The following is an 18,889-nucleotide window of genomic DNA, read 5'->3' as shown; positions in this document are numbered from 1 at the left end:
TGATAGTAGAAATTTAAATAAAACTATAGTAAAATAACTAATTGTAAAGAATAAAATGTATGATAAATAAAGGGTGAAAATAATGTTTAGAGAAATAGATAAAAAAAAATTACTGGTAATAAGTTACAGTGAATCAAGTGCAAATACTTATTATGAACAGATTAAGACTTTATTTTCGGATAATATAATTTTGGAGAAGATTTGTATTGATAACGAAAAAATTAAAAATGGTATAGAAGCAGATTTAGTATTAGTTCAATCACAGGATGTTTTTAGATTTATTAGGCCTTATATGCAGAAGAAAACAGACATAATCATAGCAACTAGGACAATTTCTAAAGCTGGTTTACAAAAAGTTATGAAAATAGAGGAAGGAGCTTCTGTATTATTTCTTGATGAAACAAAAGAAATGGCAATGCAGATGATTTCAATATTGTATCAATTGGGAATAAGAAACTTGGATATAGAACCAGGGTATCCTGGGAATAATGATCAGATGAATAAAGACTACATTATTGTATTAGGCACATCTATATATAATAGCTATTCTTGTAAAAAAGTTATTAATGTAGGTAATAGTCTTTTAGAGCTTAATACTATAATTGATATTGGAACAAAACTAAATTTAAGTGATATTTTACAAAGACAAAATATTAGAGAAAGTTATAGGGAAATTGTTACTACAAATATTGGGTTATCCAATGTAATGGGATTATCTAATAGATTTGAAAGTGAGTTGGATATATTACTTCAAATTTTAGATGATGGTATCATAGGAATTGATGCTGAGGGAATAATACGTACCTATACCGAAGTGGCAGAAAATATAGTAGGCTATAAGAAAAATCAAGTCATGAACAAGCATGGTTTGGAGATAATGCCTGATATTCCATTTAAGTTGGCATTAGAAAATTTAGAAGCAGTTAAAGAAAAACTTATAAAAATAAATGGATATGATATAGTAGCATCGGTACATCCTATAATTCATTCAGGGAAGCTTTATGGAGCTGTTGCTATAGTTAGAAAATTTAGTGATATAGAAAAAAATCAGCATAAATTGAGGCAGCAGCTTATCGGAAAAGGTCATATAGCTAAATATAACTTTCAAGATATAATAGGAGAAAGTGAAGCTGTAAAAAATTGCAAGAATATTGCAAAAAGAATGGCGAAATCAGATTCTTCCGTTATGATCACAGGAGAAACTGGAACTGGAAAAGAGATGTTTGCACAAGCTATACATAATAGTTCACAAAGGAAGAAATATCAATTTGTGGCGGTAAACTGTGGAGCTTTGCCTGAAAGTCTTCTAGAAAGTGAATTGTTTGGATATGAAGAAGGAGCATTTACAGGAGCAAGAAAAGGAGGCAAACCAGGACTTTTCGAATTAGCTCATAATGGAACTTTGTTTCTTGATGAAATTGGAGAAATGCCAATAAACCTTCAAATGAGGCTTTTAAGGGTTATTCAAGAGAGGGAAGTAATGAGAATAGGTGGTGATAGGCTAATTAAAGTAAATATAAGAATAATAGCAGCCACTAATAGAAATTTAAAGGAAATGGTCAGAAAAGGTGAATTCAGAGAGGATTTATACTATAGATTAAATGTACTTCCTTTGAAAATACCACCTTTAAGAGATAGGAAAAAAGATATATTATTTCTAATTAACAAAATGAAAAATGAATTTAAAAGTAATTTTCATTTTACAGAAGCATCAAAGGAAATGTTAATTAATCATAATTGGAGAGGAAATATAAGGGAGCTTAAAAATTATGTGGAGTATCTTGCTAATTTAGAATTGGATTCTATTGATGTAAAGGATTTGCCATTTAATGATGAAGTTGTTCTACATGAAAATATTTTAACCCATGATGAAGAAAAAATGGCAGAAGAATTTTTAGAATTAGCTGATGAAAAACTTGATAAATATATATTTATAATGGAAGAACTTAAAAAGAGCTATATTAATAAGACTAGAATAGGAAGAAGAACTTTATATAAAACTGCAAGAGAAAAGGGCATTTTTATAAGTGAACAAGAGGCTAGATTAATATTGATTAATTTAGAAAAGTTTCTTATGGCAAAAGTATATAAAGGAAGAGGAGGAAGTGTAATAACAGAGTATGGAATAAAAGTACTTAAATATTTAAAAGTATAAGTGCAAGATTCTAAATAAATATTTATTATAAATGGTATCAATGGGATTGAATTTTTAAATAATTAATACCATTTATTTTTAAATTAGAAAGAAAAATATTAAAAACAATAAAAAAGAGTAATGTTTAATATATGGCATGATACTTGCTAATTAAAATATTTATCAAGTATTGCTATAATCAGGAGGGTAAAATAATGTACAAAATACTAGCAATAAATCCAGGTTCGACTTCAACTAAGATAGCTATTTATGATGACACAGAGGAATTATTTAAAACCAGTATAGAACATTCTAGCGAAGAAGTGAAAAAATATGAAAACATAGCTGATCAATATGCTATGAGATATGAAGCTATAATGAAATTTTTAAAAGAAGTAAATTTTGATGTTAAAGATTTATCTGCAGTAGTTGGAAGAGGAGGAATTTTGCCTCCAGTTAAGTCAGGAGCTTACAGAGTAAACGATTCTATGGTAGAAAGACTTTCTAAAAGACCTGTAGTAGAGCATGCTTCAAATTTAGGAGCTATAATTTCATATGCAATAGCAAAACCTTTAAATATACCAGCTTTCATATATGATTCTGTAGCTGTAGATGAATTTGAGGATATTGCAAGAATATCAGGGCTTGCAGATATAAAAAGAGAGAGTTTTATTCATGCTTTGAATATGAGAGCTGCAGCAATAAAAACAGCAAAAAAACTAGGTAAACCTTATGAACAATGTAATTTAGTTGTTGCTCATTTAGGAGGTGGAATATCTCTTACTGTACATAAAGGTGGAAAAATGATAGATGCTGTTACTGATGAAGAAGGACCATTTTCACCAGAAAGATCAGGTAGAGTACCTTGTAAGCGCTTAATAGAAATGTGTTATAAAAATGATGAACGCACAATGAAAAAGAAAATAAGAGGAGATGGTGGATTAATCTCCTATTTAGGAACTAATAGTGCATTGGATGTAGAAAAAAGAATTGAAAATGGAGATGCTGAAGCTAAATTAGTTTATGAAGCTATGGCATATCAAATTGCAAAATCAATAGGAGAACTTGCAACTGTGGTAAAAGGAAAGGTTGATGCAGTAGTAATTACAGGAGGAATTGCCTATTCAAAAATGATGACAGAATGGGTAAAAGAAAGAGTAGAATTTATAGCACCTGTAGAAATATTGCCAGGAGAAAATGAATTGGAATCCCTTGCATTAGGTGCACTTAGAGTTATAAAAGGAGAAGAAAAAGCACATGAATATGATTTAGATTAAATTTAACATGGGGGGAGAATGTTATGTTAAAAAAGTTATTTAGAAAAGAAGTATACGCAGCTAAGGCTTATGTTCCAGGAAAGCCAATTGAAGATTTAAAAAGAGAATTAAATATAAATAAAATTGAAAAGTTAGCATCAAATGAAAATCCACTAGGACCATCACCTAAGGCAATGGAATACATTGAAAAGGAAATTAAAAATATTAATATGTATCCTGACTCTGCTGCAATAAAATTAAGAGAAAAATTAGCAGAAAAACATGGTGTTAAAATTGAAAATATTGTAGTTGGAAGTGGTGGAGAAGAACTTATAAAAAATATTGCAGAAACCTTTATAAATCCTGGTGATGAAGTAATGATAGCTACTCCTACTTTTGGTAAATATGCTACAGATGTATCCTTTTTAGGAGGAGTTGTGGTTAATATTCCCCTTAATAAAGAGTACAAACAGGATGTTGAAAAGATTATTGAAAGTGTTAATGAAAAAACTAAATTAATATTTATATGTAATCCTAATAATCCTACTGGAAATATAATGACTAAATCAGAACATGAGTATTTAATAAAAAATTTACCACAGGATGTAGTCGTTGTGTTTGATGAAGCTTATTATGATTATGCCATAAAAAATGATGAATATCCTGAAACTTTAAATGTATTAAAAGAAAGACCTAATACCATAATTTTGAGAACATTTTCCAAAGTGGCAGGAATAGCTGCTGTAAGATTAGGATATCTTTTAACATCACAAGAAATCTGTGAAGCTATGTATAAAATAAAATTAACTTTTAGTGTAAATAGACTTGCTCAAGCAGCAGCTTTGGGAGCATTGGAGGATAAAGAACACATAGATAAAACAGTAGAATTGAATTATAAATCTTTAGCTTTAATGGAAGAATATTTTGACAAAAATGAATTTGAATATATAAAATCAAATGCAAATTTTATTTTTGTTAATGTAAATATGGATTCAAAGATAGTGTTCCAAAAGCTATTAGAAAAAGGAGTAATAATAAGAGGCGGATTTTTATGGGGTTGGAATAATTGGATTAGAGTAAGTACAGGGACTATAGATCAAACTAAAATATTTATAGATAAATTAGAAGAAGTAGTTAAAAATTGATTTAAATAAAAATAAATTTTTATTAGTACCACAGCCTTTTTTATAAAGGAGTTGTTAATAGAAAATCTTTTAACAACTCCTTTTTTTAATTTGGTAATTCATTTAAGCTTTTAAGTTCATATCCTTGATTTTTCCATTCTGTAATTACATTGTCTAATATTTCGGCATTAGTTTTTGAAACGGCATGCAATAGTACGATAGCACCATTATGGGTTTTATCCATTATGCGTTTTTTTGCAAATTCATGAGAAGGTTGTTTATTGATTTCCCAATCCATATAAGCAAAGCTCCAAAATATGGTTTTATAACCAAGTTGTTTTGTATTGTATAGTGATAATTCGCTGTACTTTCCCATAGGTGGCCTGAAATATTTTGGCATTTTTTTGCCACCAGTGACTTTTTCAAAAGCTTCTTCTACTTCGGAAAACTCATTGTTGAATTTTTCGGTATTTATTATAGAAGCCATGGAAAGGTGGTGTGAACTGTGATTACAGACTAGATGACCTTCATTGACCATCCTTTTAATTAAATCTTCATTAGAATTAATATAAGGTTTAACAACAAAAAATGCTGCTTTTACTTTATGCTTTTTTAGCACATCTAAAATAGGTCCTGTATACCCATTCTCGTAACCTTCATCAAAAGTTAAGTACAAAATTTTTTTTGAGGTATCTCCTAAATGATAGCAGGAGTATTTAGGTAAAAAACTTGATGTTTCTTTAGGAGGCAGTGGTGGATTTTTATCTTTACGTGGTTGGAAATACCAATTATATTCTTTAGTGCTAAGACCATTTTCAGAATGGCTAATAGCATTTTTAAAAAATCTTGGTATATCCAATAATGAATGTCTTTTATTTTCATAAATTGATTCGGCATACATGTTAGGATCTTTTGAACAAAAATTGGTTGCATTTTTACTTAAATTAATTCCAGTTAAGCTATTAATAGTAAGTATTGATGCAAGAGCAGTACTTAATATACGCATACATTCACCTTCTTTTGTATAAACCAAATTTAAATATAAAAGTATTATGTGCAATATTATAGGTTAAATGAGTGTAAATATAATGCAAATGTGTATAATTATTTATTGGAATATGTTTCATAAGTTTGTTTACATAAAGATTTGTGTGGGAAGAGTTAATTTTTACTATCATTTAATAATATTAAACCAATAAGTTTTTATAACAAAATAAGATAATCCAGAAAGATTTTATACTTTCCAGATTATTTCAAATCAATTTAAAAAGATAGGTTTTATATAATTTTTTAAAGTACTAAAAGGAATTTTAATTATAGGTATTTCTGATATATTAGGTGCAATTTCGTTAAAACCTAAATATATCACAATATTTTCGTTATCTAAATAAAAGGGCTGGTCATCTGAGATGCTTTTAAAATTAGTAACAGTACCAGGAAGATATAGATTTTTGTTTTGAATTAAAAATTTTTTTATTTCTTTATTTATGATTTGTTTATAAGAAACTCCTTGCTTGAATAAATCCTTTAGAGATAATATTTTTCCTGAATTTAAGTCAAAATTGTAAGAGGTTTTAATATATGAATGTTTCCCATTAATAAACTCATAATAAAAAATAGTAATGCTTGCAATATTATTTTTATTATAAGTCATGCTGTAATTGGTAGAAATAATAAAAGGAATAAATTTTTTACCATTTTTTTCAGCTTGTATACCATATTCAGTAGCGGATTCTTCCATTTGATTTTTAAACTCCATAATATCACTTTTAATTGAATTGTTGATTTGATTCTCTGTATGTTTATTTTTCATACCTTTTAATACAGGTATTTTTAAATCTTCTTTAATATATTTTCCTGTAGAATTTATTTGCTGTGAATCTATTGTGATATTGTTTGGAATGCGCATATAATTAGTGAATGGACAATAAAATGAACATAAATTATACAATATAAAAACCACCTCTAAATATTTGTATGCAAAAAAGTTATAAATAATTCTGAATTTGTTTTGTTAGTTTATTTTAGAAAATAAAAAAATGCTTGTTGACAAATATCTTGCATGCAAGTAAAATTGAATTAGGTATTAAAATTATATAATGTAAAAAAATAAGAATTATAGTAATTTTAATTAGGAGGAATAAGTAGATGAATATAATTGTTTGTATGAAGCAAGTGCCAGATACATCTAAAGTTAAAATTGATCAAAAAAATGGAATTATTATAAGGAAAGGAATTCCAGCTGTAATAAATCCATATGATAAAAATGCTTTAGAGGAAGCATTAGTATTAAAAGAAAAAATAGGGGCTAATGTAATTGCAATAACTATGGGGCCAGCTCAGTCTGAAATAGCTTTAAGAGAAGCTTTAGCTATGGGAGTAGATGAAGCTGTATTAATTTCTGATAAAACATTTATAGGATCAGATACATTAGCTACAGCAAATGTGTTATCTAGTGCTTTAAAAAAGTTAAATTACGATATAATATTAACTGGAGCACAAACAATAGATGGTGGAACAGCTCAAGTTGGACCTAAAATAGCTGAACGATTAAAAATACCTCAAGTAACTTTTGTACAAAAAATAAGAATACATGAAGAATATTTAAAAGTAAATAGGGCTTTAGAAAATGAATATGAAATAGTAAATGTAAAGATGCCAGTGTTAGTAACGGTAGTAAAAGAGTTAAATGAACCAAGGTATCCGCGAATTGAAAAAATATTAGAAGCACATAAAAAGAAAATAGAAGTATGGACAATGAAAAATATAAATGAAGACAAGTCAGTTGTTGGATTTACAGGATCATTCACGAAAATTAAGAAATCTGTAATAAGTGAAACGAATTCTAAAGGTGAGGTAATAAACAAATCATTTAAGGAAGCAGCTGTATATGCTGCTGCAAAGTTGAAAGAAAAGCATTATATTTAAAATACAATGCATTAATTTTATTTTAAATATAAACAAAGAGACAAACTTTGAAAAGAATGTCTCTTTGAATTTTATATTAAATAAAGTGAAAAATACTTTGTAGAAATATAAGAAGAAAGCAAGTACTAGTTTTAAGCATAGTAAGCACAAAAATATCTTTATATGATTGTTTATGAGTTAAACCTGTAATTGCTAAAAGAGTGATAACTGCACCGTTATGAGGTAATGTGTCCATTCCTCCAGCAGCCATAGCAGCGACACGGTGAAGCAATTCAGGACTAATACCAGTACTAGCAGCCCATGCTAAGTATTTTTTACTAAACATATCTAGTGCAATGCTCATTCCACCAGAAGCAGAACCTGTAACTCCAGCCATAACATTTATAGAAACTGCTTCAGACAATAATGGAGTGCCATGTGGATTTATATTTGTTAAAGCATGAGCTATGGATTGAAAACCTGGCAATGTTTTTATAACATTACCATAACCAACTTCAGATGCTGTATTCATAACTGCAAGTAAAGAACCAATAGCACCAGCATTAAGACTTTGAGCCATGTTACCTTTCATACGTTTAGGATTAATAGCCAAAGCGATTAGTATGCCGACTATAAGTGCAATAATAAGTGCCCAGTTATTCATAGATCCAACTACATTGTCCTTAGCTAGTTTATAAGGAGCATTACTTACCCAAGATATAACATCCCAATGTGGAAAAATTACTTTTTGTAAAATTAGGGTAAGTATGAGTACTGAGGCTAATGGCAATATTGCTAAGAAAGGATTTGGTAAACTATCATCTGGAAGCATAACTGGCTCGTTAATATGATTTGTGCCATATCCTTCGCCAGCTGCTTGAGCTTTACGTTTACGCCATTCTATATAAGCCATACTGCCACAGAACATAATAATAGTTCCTAAAAGGCCAAAAACAGGGGCAGAATAAAGATCTGTGTTAAAAAATTTCATTGGAATTGAGTTTTGAATCTGTGGTGTTCCTGGAAGAGCATCCATAGTAAATGTTAAACATCCTATACCAATTGTTACTGGGATAAGTCTTTTTGGTATATCTGCTTCTTTGAATATTGAAGCTGCAAAAGGATATACTGCAAAAGCTACAACAAACATACTTACTCCGCCATATGTAAGTATTGCTGTTGATAAAGCTACAGATAACATAGCTCTTTCTTTTCCTAACTTTTCTACAATTGTCTTAGCAATAGATTTTGCTGCACCAGATTGTTCCATTGCTTTGCCAAATACAGCGCCTAATAGGAAGAAGGGAAAATAAACTTTTACATAGTTTCCTAAATTAGGAAGGAATATTTCTGTATAGGTGGGCATAATAGCCATTCCAGAAAATATAGCTGCTAGTAGTGCAAAAATAGGAGCAAATAATATAACTGAGTAACCTTTATATGCCATAAACATTAGTAGTACTAAACTTAGTACGATTCCCAAAACTGCCATTTATAAAACCTCCGTTAAATGATTTTATTTATAGTATTAATAAGGAACTTAGCAACCTTTAAAATTAGGTTTTTTCTTTCCAACAAAAGCTTCCATTCCTTCTTTTTGATCTTCTGTTGCAAAGCATAATCCAAATAAATCGGCTTCAAAGTTAAATGCTGATTCTGTATCCATATTTAAACCATTATTTATAGATGATTTAGCTAGGCTAACGGCATATATTCCTTTGCTCATTATTTTAGCAGCCATTTCTTTTGCCTTTATTATTAATTCTTCTGGTTCGTAAATTTTATTAGCAAGACCTATACGATAAGCTTCTTGAGCATCTATCATATCTGTAGTAAATATAAGTTCTTTTGCAATACCTTTTCCAACTAATCTTGGAAGTCTTTGAGTTCCAGCAAATCCAGGAATTATTCCTAAGCCAACTTCTGGTTGTCCAAATTTTGCTTTAGTTGAAGCTAATCTTATATCACATGCCATTGAAAGTTCGCAACCACCACCTAATGCATACCCATTAACAGCAGCTATAACTGTTTGTGGCAAATTTTCAATATCTGAAAATACCTTTTGAGCAAGTCTTGCCATTTCTCGTCCTTCTATTGCATTTTTAGATTTCATTTCAGTTATGTCAGCACCAGCAACAAATGATTTTTCTCCCGAACCAGTTAGTATTACAACTTTAATATCTTTTCTTTCAGCTATATCTCTTATTACTACACCTAATTCTTTTAAAGTTTGAGTATTTAATGCATTAAGAGCTTTAGGCCTGTTAATAGTAACCTCTGCTATACCATTTTCTTCTTTGAATAAAACATTTTCCATTATCGATATCCTCCTTGTTTAATAATTTAATTAAGTTGTTGAATAAATAACTTTTACAAGAACAGATCTAAAATTTATTAAATATAATGTTAGTAAATTTTAAACTTTATAATAAATATTTTGGATTTCATATATTTAATGTTATAATGATTATAATAAGTCATCTATTGTTGGTGTTTATTTGTGTTTTTTAGCGAAGACATTATACCCACAAAGCGATGGCTTTTTTATTTTTTGCAATTATTATTTATCCAACAGCCTGAATTTAATATTTTGCAAAAATATTTTTATAAAGATTAATTAAGTCATTTTTAAATAATTTAATGTTAAAGTGTTTTTGGTATTAAATTATTATTATATCTTTGAGATTATTTTTGTGAATTTTTAAATTTAGATGTGATCTTACAATTACATATATAAATTTAGCTTATGGTAATATGAATTTATATGGCATGCTTATTTAATATGTATTGTGTAATCAAATCATTTTTTTAATAGATATTAAATTATATTAGCATTGAAATAAGTTAGGTTTGTGAAAAAAAGTTAACATTCATAATAAAGAAAAATGTGTTTGTAGTTATAAAGAATGATGAAATAGTTATAAGTTATCAATAAAAGTAAAAAACGTTTTCAAAAATTTGTAGATTTATGTTACTTTTATATCAATGTTTGATTTAATTTTAATAGCATACCAGATATTTGTCAACAAGTATTTTGCGTACAAGTACATTTTTTTGAAAATAGAGAAAATTTGTTCTTATTGAAATTGATATAGATATTTTTAGTGTATTATATAATAATTTTTTTACAAACACTTAAAAATAAAGGATTACATAGTTTTCTATAATAAGTAAGTAGATGATATTGTTGTAAAAAAATTGAATTTTATCGCAAATATGAATAAAAAATTTTTTTGTTGTATAATATTTTTTTTGATAATATATCATCATTTTCATACTATAAGATCTAAATAAAAATAAAAATATTATCAAAACATGGTGATTAATGTTGATTTTAAAAAAATATAGAAACAAAGTTCACGTAAATTAATGTTAAAGAATATTTAGATAAGAGAAGAGATTTTTTTTATTAACTTTAATAATATTTTTTATACTTAAAATATACATTTTATGGACATAGTTATTAAGATTTGCAGTAAAATTTTTTTAAAAAATATATCTTGCATACAAAATACTTGTTGACAAATAACTTGCTGACTATTAAAATTAAATTAAATATTGATATAAAAATAACATAGAATCATGAAAATTTGAAAACGTTATCTAAAATTATTGTCGTGTAAAGTTTGTTAAATTAAGATATAAGTAGAAAAATAAATAAAATTTTGTTGAAAATATGTGTATCTAATTTTTATAAACTTTATAGAAATATTATTTAAAATTAGTTCTTTTTTTATAACTATGAACAGATTTTAATTTTTAATTAGAATTTTCATTATTTTTCAAAAAGTAGGTTAATTGCAATTGCATAGTCTAAAACAGGATAGTAGTATATTAAAAAAATACTTGCGTACAAAATACTTATTGACAAATAGTTTGTTAGCAAGTAGAATTGAATTAAGGATTGAGAAAAAGTGTAGGGTGAATAAACAAAACTATTGAAAAGGTTATCTGAAAATAATGATATTGTTTGTAGATTATTAAATTAAGTCATCAATAAATTGAAAAAAATCCACTACTTTAAAAATATATCTGGTTATTTTTCTTATATGGAGAATAGTTAATTGAATTTTGTTTGAAGTTTAGTTGATTATTTATAAATTGTTTCAAATGGAATTATAGATATACTTTTAATTTTAAGATATTTATGAATTTTTAGATTGATAAATTTTTATATCTATGTTTGATGGTATTACTTGTAAAAAAATATGATCAAAATAAGCTGTTAAATATTAATAGCAAAATAAATATTATTATAGGGAGGATATTGATAATGGAAAATATTTTATTCAAAGAAGAAAATGGTATAGCAGAGGTTACTATTAACAGACCTAAAGCTCTTAATGCTCTAAATACCCAAACTTTAAAAGAATTAGGTGTAGTAATAAGAGATATAGCTGAAAGAAAAGATATTAAGGTTGTAATAATAACTGGTTCAGGAGAAAAATCATTTGTTGCTGGTGCTGATATAACTGAAATGAAATCTAAAAATGCAATAGAAGGGCGAGAAATGGCAAGACTTGCCCAAAAGGTATTTTCAGATATTGAAAATATGTCACAAATAGTTATAGCTGCTGTTAATGGTTATGCATTAGGTGGTGGTTGTGAACTTTCAATGGCATGTGATATAAGATTAGCTTCAACTAAAGCAAAATTTGGACAGCCAGAAGTTGGCTTAGGAATAATTCCTGGATTTGCTGGAACTCAAAGACTTCCAAGATTAGTTGGAAAAGGTATTGCAAAAGAACTTATATTCACTACAGATATGATAGATGCTCAAGAAGCTTATCGTATAGGTCTTGCTAATAAAATTTATGAACCAGAAGAATTAATAATAAAAGCAAAAGAAATGGCTGCTAAAATAATGAGCAAAGGAATATATGCTGTTAGCTTAGCTAAATCATCTATAAATAATGGTTTAAATATGGATACAGAATCAGCATTTAACTTTGAAGCAGATCTATTTGGATTATGTTTTGCAACAGAAGATCAAAAAGAAGGAATGGAAGCTTTTGTTGGAAAGAAAAAACCTAATTTTAAAGGTTGTTAAGTTCCTTATTAATACTATAAATGTGATTTTGATTTGAAAGGGATGGTTTAACATGGGTAAGGTTAAAATTTTAGAATCTCATGAAGTTGCAGAAATGGTTAAAGATGAAGATTTAATAGTAACAGGAGGATTTGTTGGAAGTTGTTGTCCAGAAACACTTAACAAGGCTTTGGAAAAACGTTTTCTTGAAACGGGTCATCCTAATAACTTAACCTTAGTATATGCAGCGGCTCAAGGTGATGCAAAAGGAAAAGGAGCGGATCATTTTGCTCATGAAGGCATGCTTAAAAGAGTTGTTGGAGGACATTGGAATTTAGCTCCTGCAATTGGAAAAATGGCTGTAGAAAATAAGATAGAAGCCTACAACCTGCCACAAGGAACTATTTCACAATTATTTAGAGATATTGCTGGAAAAAGAGTTGGAACAATAACTCACGTAGGATTAAATACATTTGTAGATCCTAGAGTTCAAGGTGGAAAATTAAATGAGAAAACAAAAGAAGATATAGTAAAACTTATAGACATTGAAGGTGAAGAAAAGTTATTATATAAGTCATTTCCAATTAACATATGTTTTATAAGAGGTTCCTTGGCTGATGAAAATGGAAACATTTCTTTAGAAAGAGAAGTTGCTACTCTTGAAGCGACATCTATTGCTCAAGCTTGTAGGAATAGTGGTGGAATTGTTATAGTTCAAGTTGAGAGAATAGTAGCTGCAGGTAATCTTGATCCACGTCTTGTAAAAATACCAGGAATATATGTAGATGCAGTTGTTATAGCTAAACCAGGAGATCATGAACAATCTTTTGGGTGTGAATTTAATCCAGCATTAACAGGCGAGATTAAAGTTCCTTTAGATAGTATAGATAAAGCTGAATTAAATGAAAGAAAAGTAATAGCAAGAAGAGCTGCCATGGAACTTGAGGCAAATACTGTTGTAAATTTAGGAATAGGAATACCCGAAGTAATATCTTTAGTAGCAAATGAAGAAGGTATTGGAGAGTATATGACATTGACTGTAGAATCAGGACCTGTTGGTGGAGTGCCACAAGGTGGATCAGCGTTTGGAGCGTGTATAAATCCAGATGTTATTTTAGATCAAGCTTATCAATTTGATTTTTATGATGGAGGCGGAGTTGATTTAGCATTCTTAGGCTTAGCTCAAGTTGATAAAGTAGGAAATATAAATGTAAGTAAATTTGGACCACGTATTGCAGGATGTGGTGGATTTATAAATATAACTCAAAATGCAAAAAAAGTAATGTTCTGTGGAACATTTACTGCAGGTGGTTTAAAAGTACAAATAAAAGACGGAAAATTGACAATATTGCAAGAAGGTAAGGCCAAAAAGTTTATTGAAAATGTAGAACAAATAACATTTAGTGGAGAATATGCAAAGAAAATAAATCAACCTGCTATTTACATAACTGAAAGAGCAGTGTTTGAACTTAGAAAAGATGGATTTTATCTTACAGAAATAGCTCCTGGAATTGATTTGGAAAAGGATATATTAAGTCTAATGGAATTTAAACCTAAAATGGAAGGTATGCCTAAAATTATGGATGAACGTATCTTTTATGATAAGGCAATGGGTCTAAAAGGTTAAAATTTTATCTAAATTACAGTCTATAAATAAGTAAAAATTAAAATTTACTTATTTATAGATGTAAAAATAATTTTTATAAATTAGGAGGTAGTATTTAATGGATTTTACTTTATCTAAAGAACAAGAAATGATTAAGAAAATGGCAAGAGATTTTGCTGAAAAAGAACTTAAACCTATGGTTATTGATAATGATGAAAATAGCAGCTTTCCTATAGAAGCCTATAAAAAAATGGGCGAATTGGGACTAATAGGACTTCCTTATCCAAAAGAATTTGGTGGTTCAGGTGGAGATTATCTATCTTACATTATAGCTGTTGAGGAAATCTCAAAAGTAGATGCTTCTGTTGGTATAGCATATTCAGTAACTACTTCTCTTTGCTCAGGAGGCATATTTAATAGTGCTTCTGATGAACAAAAGAAAAAATACCTTCCAGATGTACTTTCAGGAAAGAAATTTGGTTCATTTGGTTTAACTGAACCAAATGCAGGATCAGATGCAGCAGGTGTTGTAACAATAGCAGAGAAAAAAGGAGATTATTATATACTTAATGGTTCAAAATGTTTTATTACAAATGGTCCTTTATCAGAAACGTTTTTAGTATTTGCTTCAACTGATAAAAGTAAAGGAACTAAAGGACTATCAGCATTTATAGTTGAAAAAAGTTTTCCAGGCTTCTCAATAGGAAAAATTGAAAACAAGTGCGGCATAAGATCAGCTCAAGTTTCAGAACTTATTTTTAAAGATTGTAAGGTGCCAGCTGAAAATTTAATTGGAGAAGAAGGAAAAGGATTTGGTATAGCAATGAAAACTCTTGACGGAGGAAGAATAGGAGTTGCAGCGCAAGGACTTGGAATAGCAGAAGGAGCCTTTGAAATAGCAAAACAATATATGAAAGAAAGAATACAATTTGGAAAGCCTTTGTATAAAAATCAATATTTAGCGTTTAAGATGGCTGAATTGCAGCTTGAAATTGAGCAAGCTAAATATTTACTATATAAAGCAGCAATTGATAAACAAGAAGGAAGATCTTACACAGTTCCAGCAGCTAAAGCAAAACTTGCTTGTACAGATGCAGCTATGCATGTAACTGTAGAAGCAGCTCAGATGCTTGGTGGGAATGGATATATGAGAGAATATAATGTTGAAAGAATGATGAGAGATGCTAAAATAACTCAGATATATGAAGGAACAAATGAAATACAGAAATTGATTATAAGTGGAAGTTTATTTAGATAGATTTAAGTATATTAGAACCTGTATAACTACTATAATGCATGATGCTTAATATAGACGAATTTAGCTATATAAAGTATTAAACCATAAAATTTAGGAGGATAAAATATGAAAATATTTGTTCTTGGTGCTGGCACTATGGGGTCTGGAATTGTTCAAACCTTTGCACAGGCTGGTAATGATGTAATTATGAGAGATATTCAAGAAAGTTTTGTTGAAAGAGGTATGTTGACGATAACTAGAAATTTAGAAAAGAGTGTCCAAAAAGGTAAGATGACAGCAGAAGAAAAGAATCAGATTTTATCTAAGATAACTCCTACTATAGATATAAATTTAGCAAAAGATGTTGATTTAGTTATTGAAGCAGCCATAGAAAATATGGAAATAAAAAAGAAAATATTTAAAGAACTAGATGGTATATGTAAAGTGGAAACAATACTTGCAACAAACACTTCTTCTTTATCAATAACTGATGTAGCAAGTGCTACTAATAGACCTGAGAAAGTTATAGGAATGCATTTCTTTAATCCAGTTCCCGTTATGAAATTAGTGGAAGTCATAAAAGGAATAGCTACTTCAGATGAAACAAAGAATATCATAGTTGAATTATCGAAAGGATTAGGAAAAGATCCTATAGAAGTAGAGGAAGCGCCAGGATTTGTAGTAAATAGAATATTAATACCTATGATAAATGAAGCCATAGGAATTTTAGCTGATAATGTTGCAAGTGCAGAACATATTGATAAAGCTATGAAGCTTGGAGCAAATCATCCAATAGGACCTTTAGCATTAGCAGATCTAATAGGAAATGACATATGTTTAGCTATTATGGAAGTTTTATATGAAGAGTTTGCTGATTCAAAATACAGACCACATCCTCTATTAAGAAAAATGGTGAGAGGAAAAATGCTGGGAAGAAAAACAGGAAAAGGCTTCTTTGATTATACAAAATAGCATATGAAATAAATAATTTTGGAGGAGGCTGTGATGGTGAAAGAAGTAGTTATAGTAAGTGCTGTAAGAACAGCAATAGGTAAATTTGGTGGAACATTAAAAAATGTTCCAGCAGTTGATTTAGGTGCATTAGTTATAAAAGAAGCATTGAATCGTGCCAATTTGAAACCAGAGTTAATTGATGAAGTTATTATGGGTAATGTATTGCAATCAGGTTTAGGACAAAATCCAGCCAGACAAGCATCAATAAAAGCAGGAATACCTAATGAAATACCTGCATTTACAATTAATAAAGTATGTGGGTCAGGGTTGAGAGCAGTAAGCTTAGCTGCTCAAATGATAAAAGCAGGAGATTCAGATGTAATAGTAGCAGGCGGAATGGAAAACATGTCAGCAGCACCATATGTATTACAAAGTACAAGATGGGGACAAAGAATGGGAGATGGCAAAATTGTAGATTCCATGATAAAAGATGGACTTTGGGATGCATTTTATGATTACCATATGGGTATAACAGCAGAAAATGTAGCAGAAAAATGGGGAATAACTAGAGAAATGCAGGATGAATTTGGTCTAGCATCACAGCAGAAAGCAGAAAAAGCTATAAAGGCAGGAAAATTTAAAGATGAAATAGTTCCTGTAGTAATTAAAACTAAAAAAGGTGAAGTTATTTTTGATACAGATGAATATCCAAAGTTTGAAGCAAATATAGACGTATTATCTAAATTAAAGCCAGCATTTAAGAAAGATGGAACAGTCACAGCAGGTAATGCTTCTGGACTAAATGATGCAGCAACAGCATTAATTATTATGAGTGCAGATAAAGCAAAAGAGCTTGGAATAAAACCTATGGCAAAAATAGTTTCTTATGGCTCAAAGGGAATAGATCCATCAATAATGGGTTATGGACCATTCTATTCTACAAAGACAGCATTAGAAAAAGCCAATTTAACTGTAGATGATTTAGATTTAATAGAAGCTAATGAAGCGTTTGCAGCTCAATGTTTAGCTGTGGCAAAAGATTTAAAGTTTAATATGGAAAAAGTAAATGTAAATGGTGGAGCAATAGCACTTGGACATCCAATAGGATGCTCAGGAGCAAGAATATTAACTACACTGCTTTATGAAATGAAAAAAAGGGATGCCAAAAGAGGTTTAGCCACTCTTTGTATAGGTGGTGGAATGGGTACTTCATTGATAATTGAAAGATAATTTTAAATCAATTTAGTTAGTCAAAGTACTAAAGTAATATTTAAGCTCTGCACCGATCAAATGGGCTGGAGACTTAAAATTCTTTAGTTAATATAATAAACCATGAGTAAGTTAAGGATATTAACTTTAATATTATAGCTAAAGCATTCGAGCTCTGCACTATGATAAATAGGCTGGAGACCTAATGATATTTAGATGCATAAAAACTTACTCATGGTTAAAATTAAATTTTTTAATAGGAGGATGAAAAAATGAATTTTGCATTGACAAAAGAACAAGAATTAGTAAGACAAATGGTAAGAGAGTTTGCTGAGAATGAAGTTAAGCCATTAGCAGCTGAAATTGATGAAACTGGAGAGTATCCAATAGAAACTGTGAAAAAAATGGCTAAGTATGGAATAATGGGAATTCCATTTTCTAAGGAATACGGTGGAGCAGGTGGAAATGTTCTTTCATATGCATTAGCAGTTGAAGAAATATCAAAAGTTTGCGCAAGTACTGGAATTATACTTTCGGTTCATACATCACTTTGTGCTTCATTAATAGATAAACATGGTACTGAAGAACAAAAGAAAAAGTATTTAACACCACTTGCAAAGGGAGAAAAAATAGGAGCATTTGGCTTAACTGAACCAAACGCAGGAACAGATGCTGCAGGACAACAAACTATAGCTGTTCTTGAAGGAGATCATTATGTAATAAATGGTCAAAAAATATTTATAACAAATAGTACTCATGCAGATACATTTGTTATATTTGCAATGACAGATAAAAGTAAGGGAACAAAAGGAATTTCAGGATTCATAATTGAAAAAGGATATGAAGGATTCTCAATAGGTAAAGTGGAAAAGAAAATGGGAATAAATGGTTCGCCAGTTGCTGAACTTATATTTGAGGATATGAAAGTTCCAGTTGAAAATATGATTGGAAAAGAAGGAAAAGGTTTTGGTATTGCTATGGGAACTCTTGATGGAGGGAGAATAGGAATAGCAGCTCAAGCTTTAGGTATAGCTGAAGGTGCATTTAATGAAGCAGTAGCTTACATGAAACAAAGAAAACAATTTGGTAAGCAATTATATAAATTCCAAGGACTTTCTTGGGCAGTAGCTGAAATGAAAGCAAAAATAGAAGCTGCTAGATATTTAGTTTATAAAGCGGCTTGGACTAAAGATAGTGGACTTCCATACTCTGTGGATGCAGCTACAGCTAAATTATTTGCAGCAGAGACTGCTATGGAAGTAACAACTAAGGCTGTTCAATTGTTAGGTGGATATGGATATACAAAGGATTATCCGCTTGAAAGAATGATGAGAGATGCTAAAATAACAGAAATCTATGAAGGAACTTCACAGGTTCAAAAGATGGTTATTTCAGGGAATGTATTTAGATAAAAAGTTAGGGAGGTTGACAGA

The 18,889-nt window shown here is 29.4% G+C and carries 14 protein-coding genes; 10 read left to right on the top strand and 4 right to left on the bottom strand.

The features are described 5' to 3' along the window. Positions 1-82: 82 nt before the first annotated feature. From EG57_RS0212100 to hisC, 3 genes are all read left to right on the top strand, one after another. Positions 83-2,155 carry a sigma-54 interaction domain-containing protein gene (locus tag EG57_RS0212100; protein WP_032077472.1) on the top strand — a complete coding sequence of 691 codons (2,073 nt, stop codon included), beginning with the start codon at positions 83-85 and terminating at the stop codon, positions 2,153-2,155. Positions 2,156-2,349: 194 nt separating this feature from the next. Continuing rightward, a complete protein-coding gene (buk, locus tag EG57_RS0212095; RefSeq protein ID WP_032077471.1) occupies positions 2,350-3,411 on the top strand; it encodes a butyrate kinase in 1,062 nt (353 codons plus the stop codon). Positions 3,412-3,434: 23 nt separating this feature from the next. Then, positions 3,435-4,535 (top strand): histidinol-phosphate transaminase, encoded by a 1,101-nt coding sequence (gene hisC / locus EG57_RS0212090; RefSeq protein ID WP_032077470.1) that lies wholly within the window; start codon positions 3,435-3,437, stop codon positions 4,533-4,535. Between the two features lie 85 nt (positions 4,536-4,620). On the opposite strand, the gene pdaA is transcribed toward hisC, so the two are convergent. Beyond that, the gene (gene pdaA / locus EG57_RS0212085) at positions 4,621-5,520 is read right to left on the bottom strand and encodes a delta-lactam-biosynthetic de-N-acetylase (RefSeq protein WP_032077469.1); all 900 of its coding nucleotides are present in this window, start codon (positions 5,518-5,520) and stop codon (positions 4,621-4,623) included. Between the two features lie 252 nt (positions 5,521-5,772). Next, positions 5,773-6,465, bottom strand: a complete 693-nt coding sequence (locus EG57_RS0212080; RefSeq protein ID WP_032077468.1) for a DUF3298 and DUF4163 domain-containing protein — start codon at positions 6,463-6,465, stop codon at positions 5,773-5,775. A gap of 197 nt (positions 6,466-6,662) precedes the next feature. Between EG57_RS0212080 and EG57_RS0212075 the strand changes: the two genes are divergently transcribed. Next, the gene (locus EG57_RS0212075; RefSeq protein ID WP_032077467.1) at positions 6,663-7,442 is read left to right on the top strand and encodes an electron transfer flavoprotein subunit beta/FixA family protein; all 780 of its coding nucleotides are present in this window, start codon (positions 6,663-6,665) and stop codon (positions 7,440-7,442) included. A gap of 76 nt (positions 7,443-7,518) precedes the next feature. Here the strand turns inward: EG57_RS0212075 and EG57_RS0212070 are convergent, their stop codons facing one another. Then, on the bottom strand, positions 7,519-8,913 hold the full coding sequence (locus tag EG57_RS0212070; protein ID WP_032077466.1) for a GntP family permease: 1,395 nt from the start codon (positions 8,911-8,913) through the stop codon (positions 7,519-7,521). A 48-nt stretch (positions 8,914-8,961) separates the two neighbouring features. Then, complete coding sequence (locus EG57_RS0212065; RefSeq protein ID WP_032077465.1) at positions 8,962-9,738, bottom strand: enoyl-CoA hydratase-related protein; 777 nt, start codon at positions 9,736-9,738, stop codon at positions 8,962-8,964. 1,956 nt (positions 9,739-11,694) lie between these two features. Between EG57_RS0212065 and EG57_RS0212060 the strand changes: the two genes are divergently transcribed. From EG57_RS0212060 to EG57_RS0212035, 6 genes are all read left to right on the top strand, one after another. Next, positions 11,695-12,471 (top strand): enoyl-CoA hydratase-related protein, encoded by a 777-nt coding sequence (locus EG57_RS0212060; RefSeq protein WP_032077464.1) that lies wholly within the window; start codon positions 11,695-11,697, stop codon positions 12,469-12,471. Between the two features lie 52 nt (positions 12,472-12,523). Next, positions 12,524-14,077, top strand: coding sequence for an acyl CoA:acetate/3-ketoacid CoA transferase (locus EG57_RS0212055; RefSeq protein ID WP_032077463.1), 1,554 nt, complete (start codon positions 12,524-12,526; stop codon positions 14,075-14,077). A gap of 97 nt (positions 14,078-14,174) precedes the next feature. Beyond that, on the top strand, positions 14,175-15,314 hold the full coding sequence (locus tag EG57_RS0212050; RefSeq protein WP_032077462.1) for an acyl-CoA dehydrogenase family protein: 1,140 nt from the start codon (positions 14,175-14,177) through the stop codon (positions 15,312-15,314). A 105-nt stretch (positions 15,315-15,419) separates the two neighbouring features. Next, positions 15,420-16,265, top strand: a complete 846-nt coding sequence (locus EG57_RS0212045) for a 3-hydroxybutyryl-CoA dehydrogenase (RefSeq protein WP_032077461.1) — start codon at positions 15,420-15,422, stop codon at positions 16,263-16,265. 36 nt (positions 16,266-16,301) lie between these two features. Then, the gene (locus tag EG57_RS0212040) at positions 16,302-17,477 is read left to right on the top strand and encodes an acetyl-CoA C-acetyltransferase (RefSeq protein ID WP_032077814.1); all 1,176 of its coding nucleotides are present in this window, start codon (positions 16,302-16,304) and stop codon (positions 17,475-17,477) included. 251 nt (positions 17,478-17,728) lie between these two features. Then, positions 17,729-18,868 (top strand): acyl-CoA dehydrogenase, encoded by a 1,140-nt coding sequence (locus EG57_RS0212035; protein WP_032077460.1) that lies wholly within the window; start codon positions 17,729-17,731, stop codon positions 18,866-18,868. Positions 18,869-18,889: the final 21 nt, after the last annotated feature.

It is taken from the genome of Clostridium drakei, assembly GCF_000633595.2.
In the GTDB taxonomy this organism is placed as follows: Bacteria; Bacillota; Clostridia; order Clostridiales; family Clostridiaceae; genus Clostridium_AM; species Clostridium_AM drakei.
The sequence above is the reverse complement of the archived record's forward strand: the minus strand, read 5'-3'. Positions and strand labels throughout refer to the sequence as shown.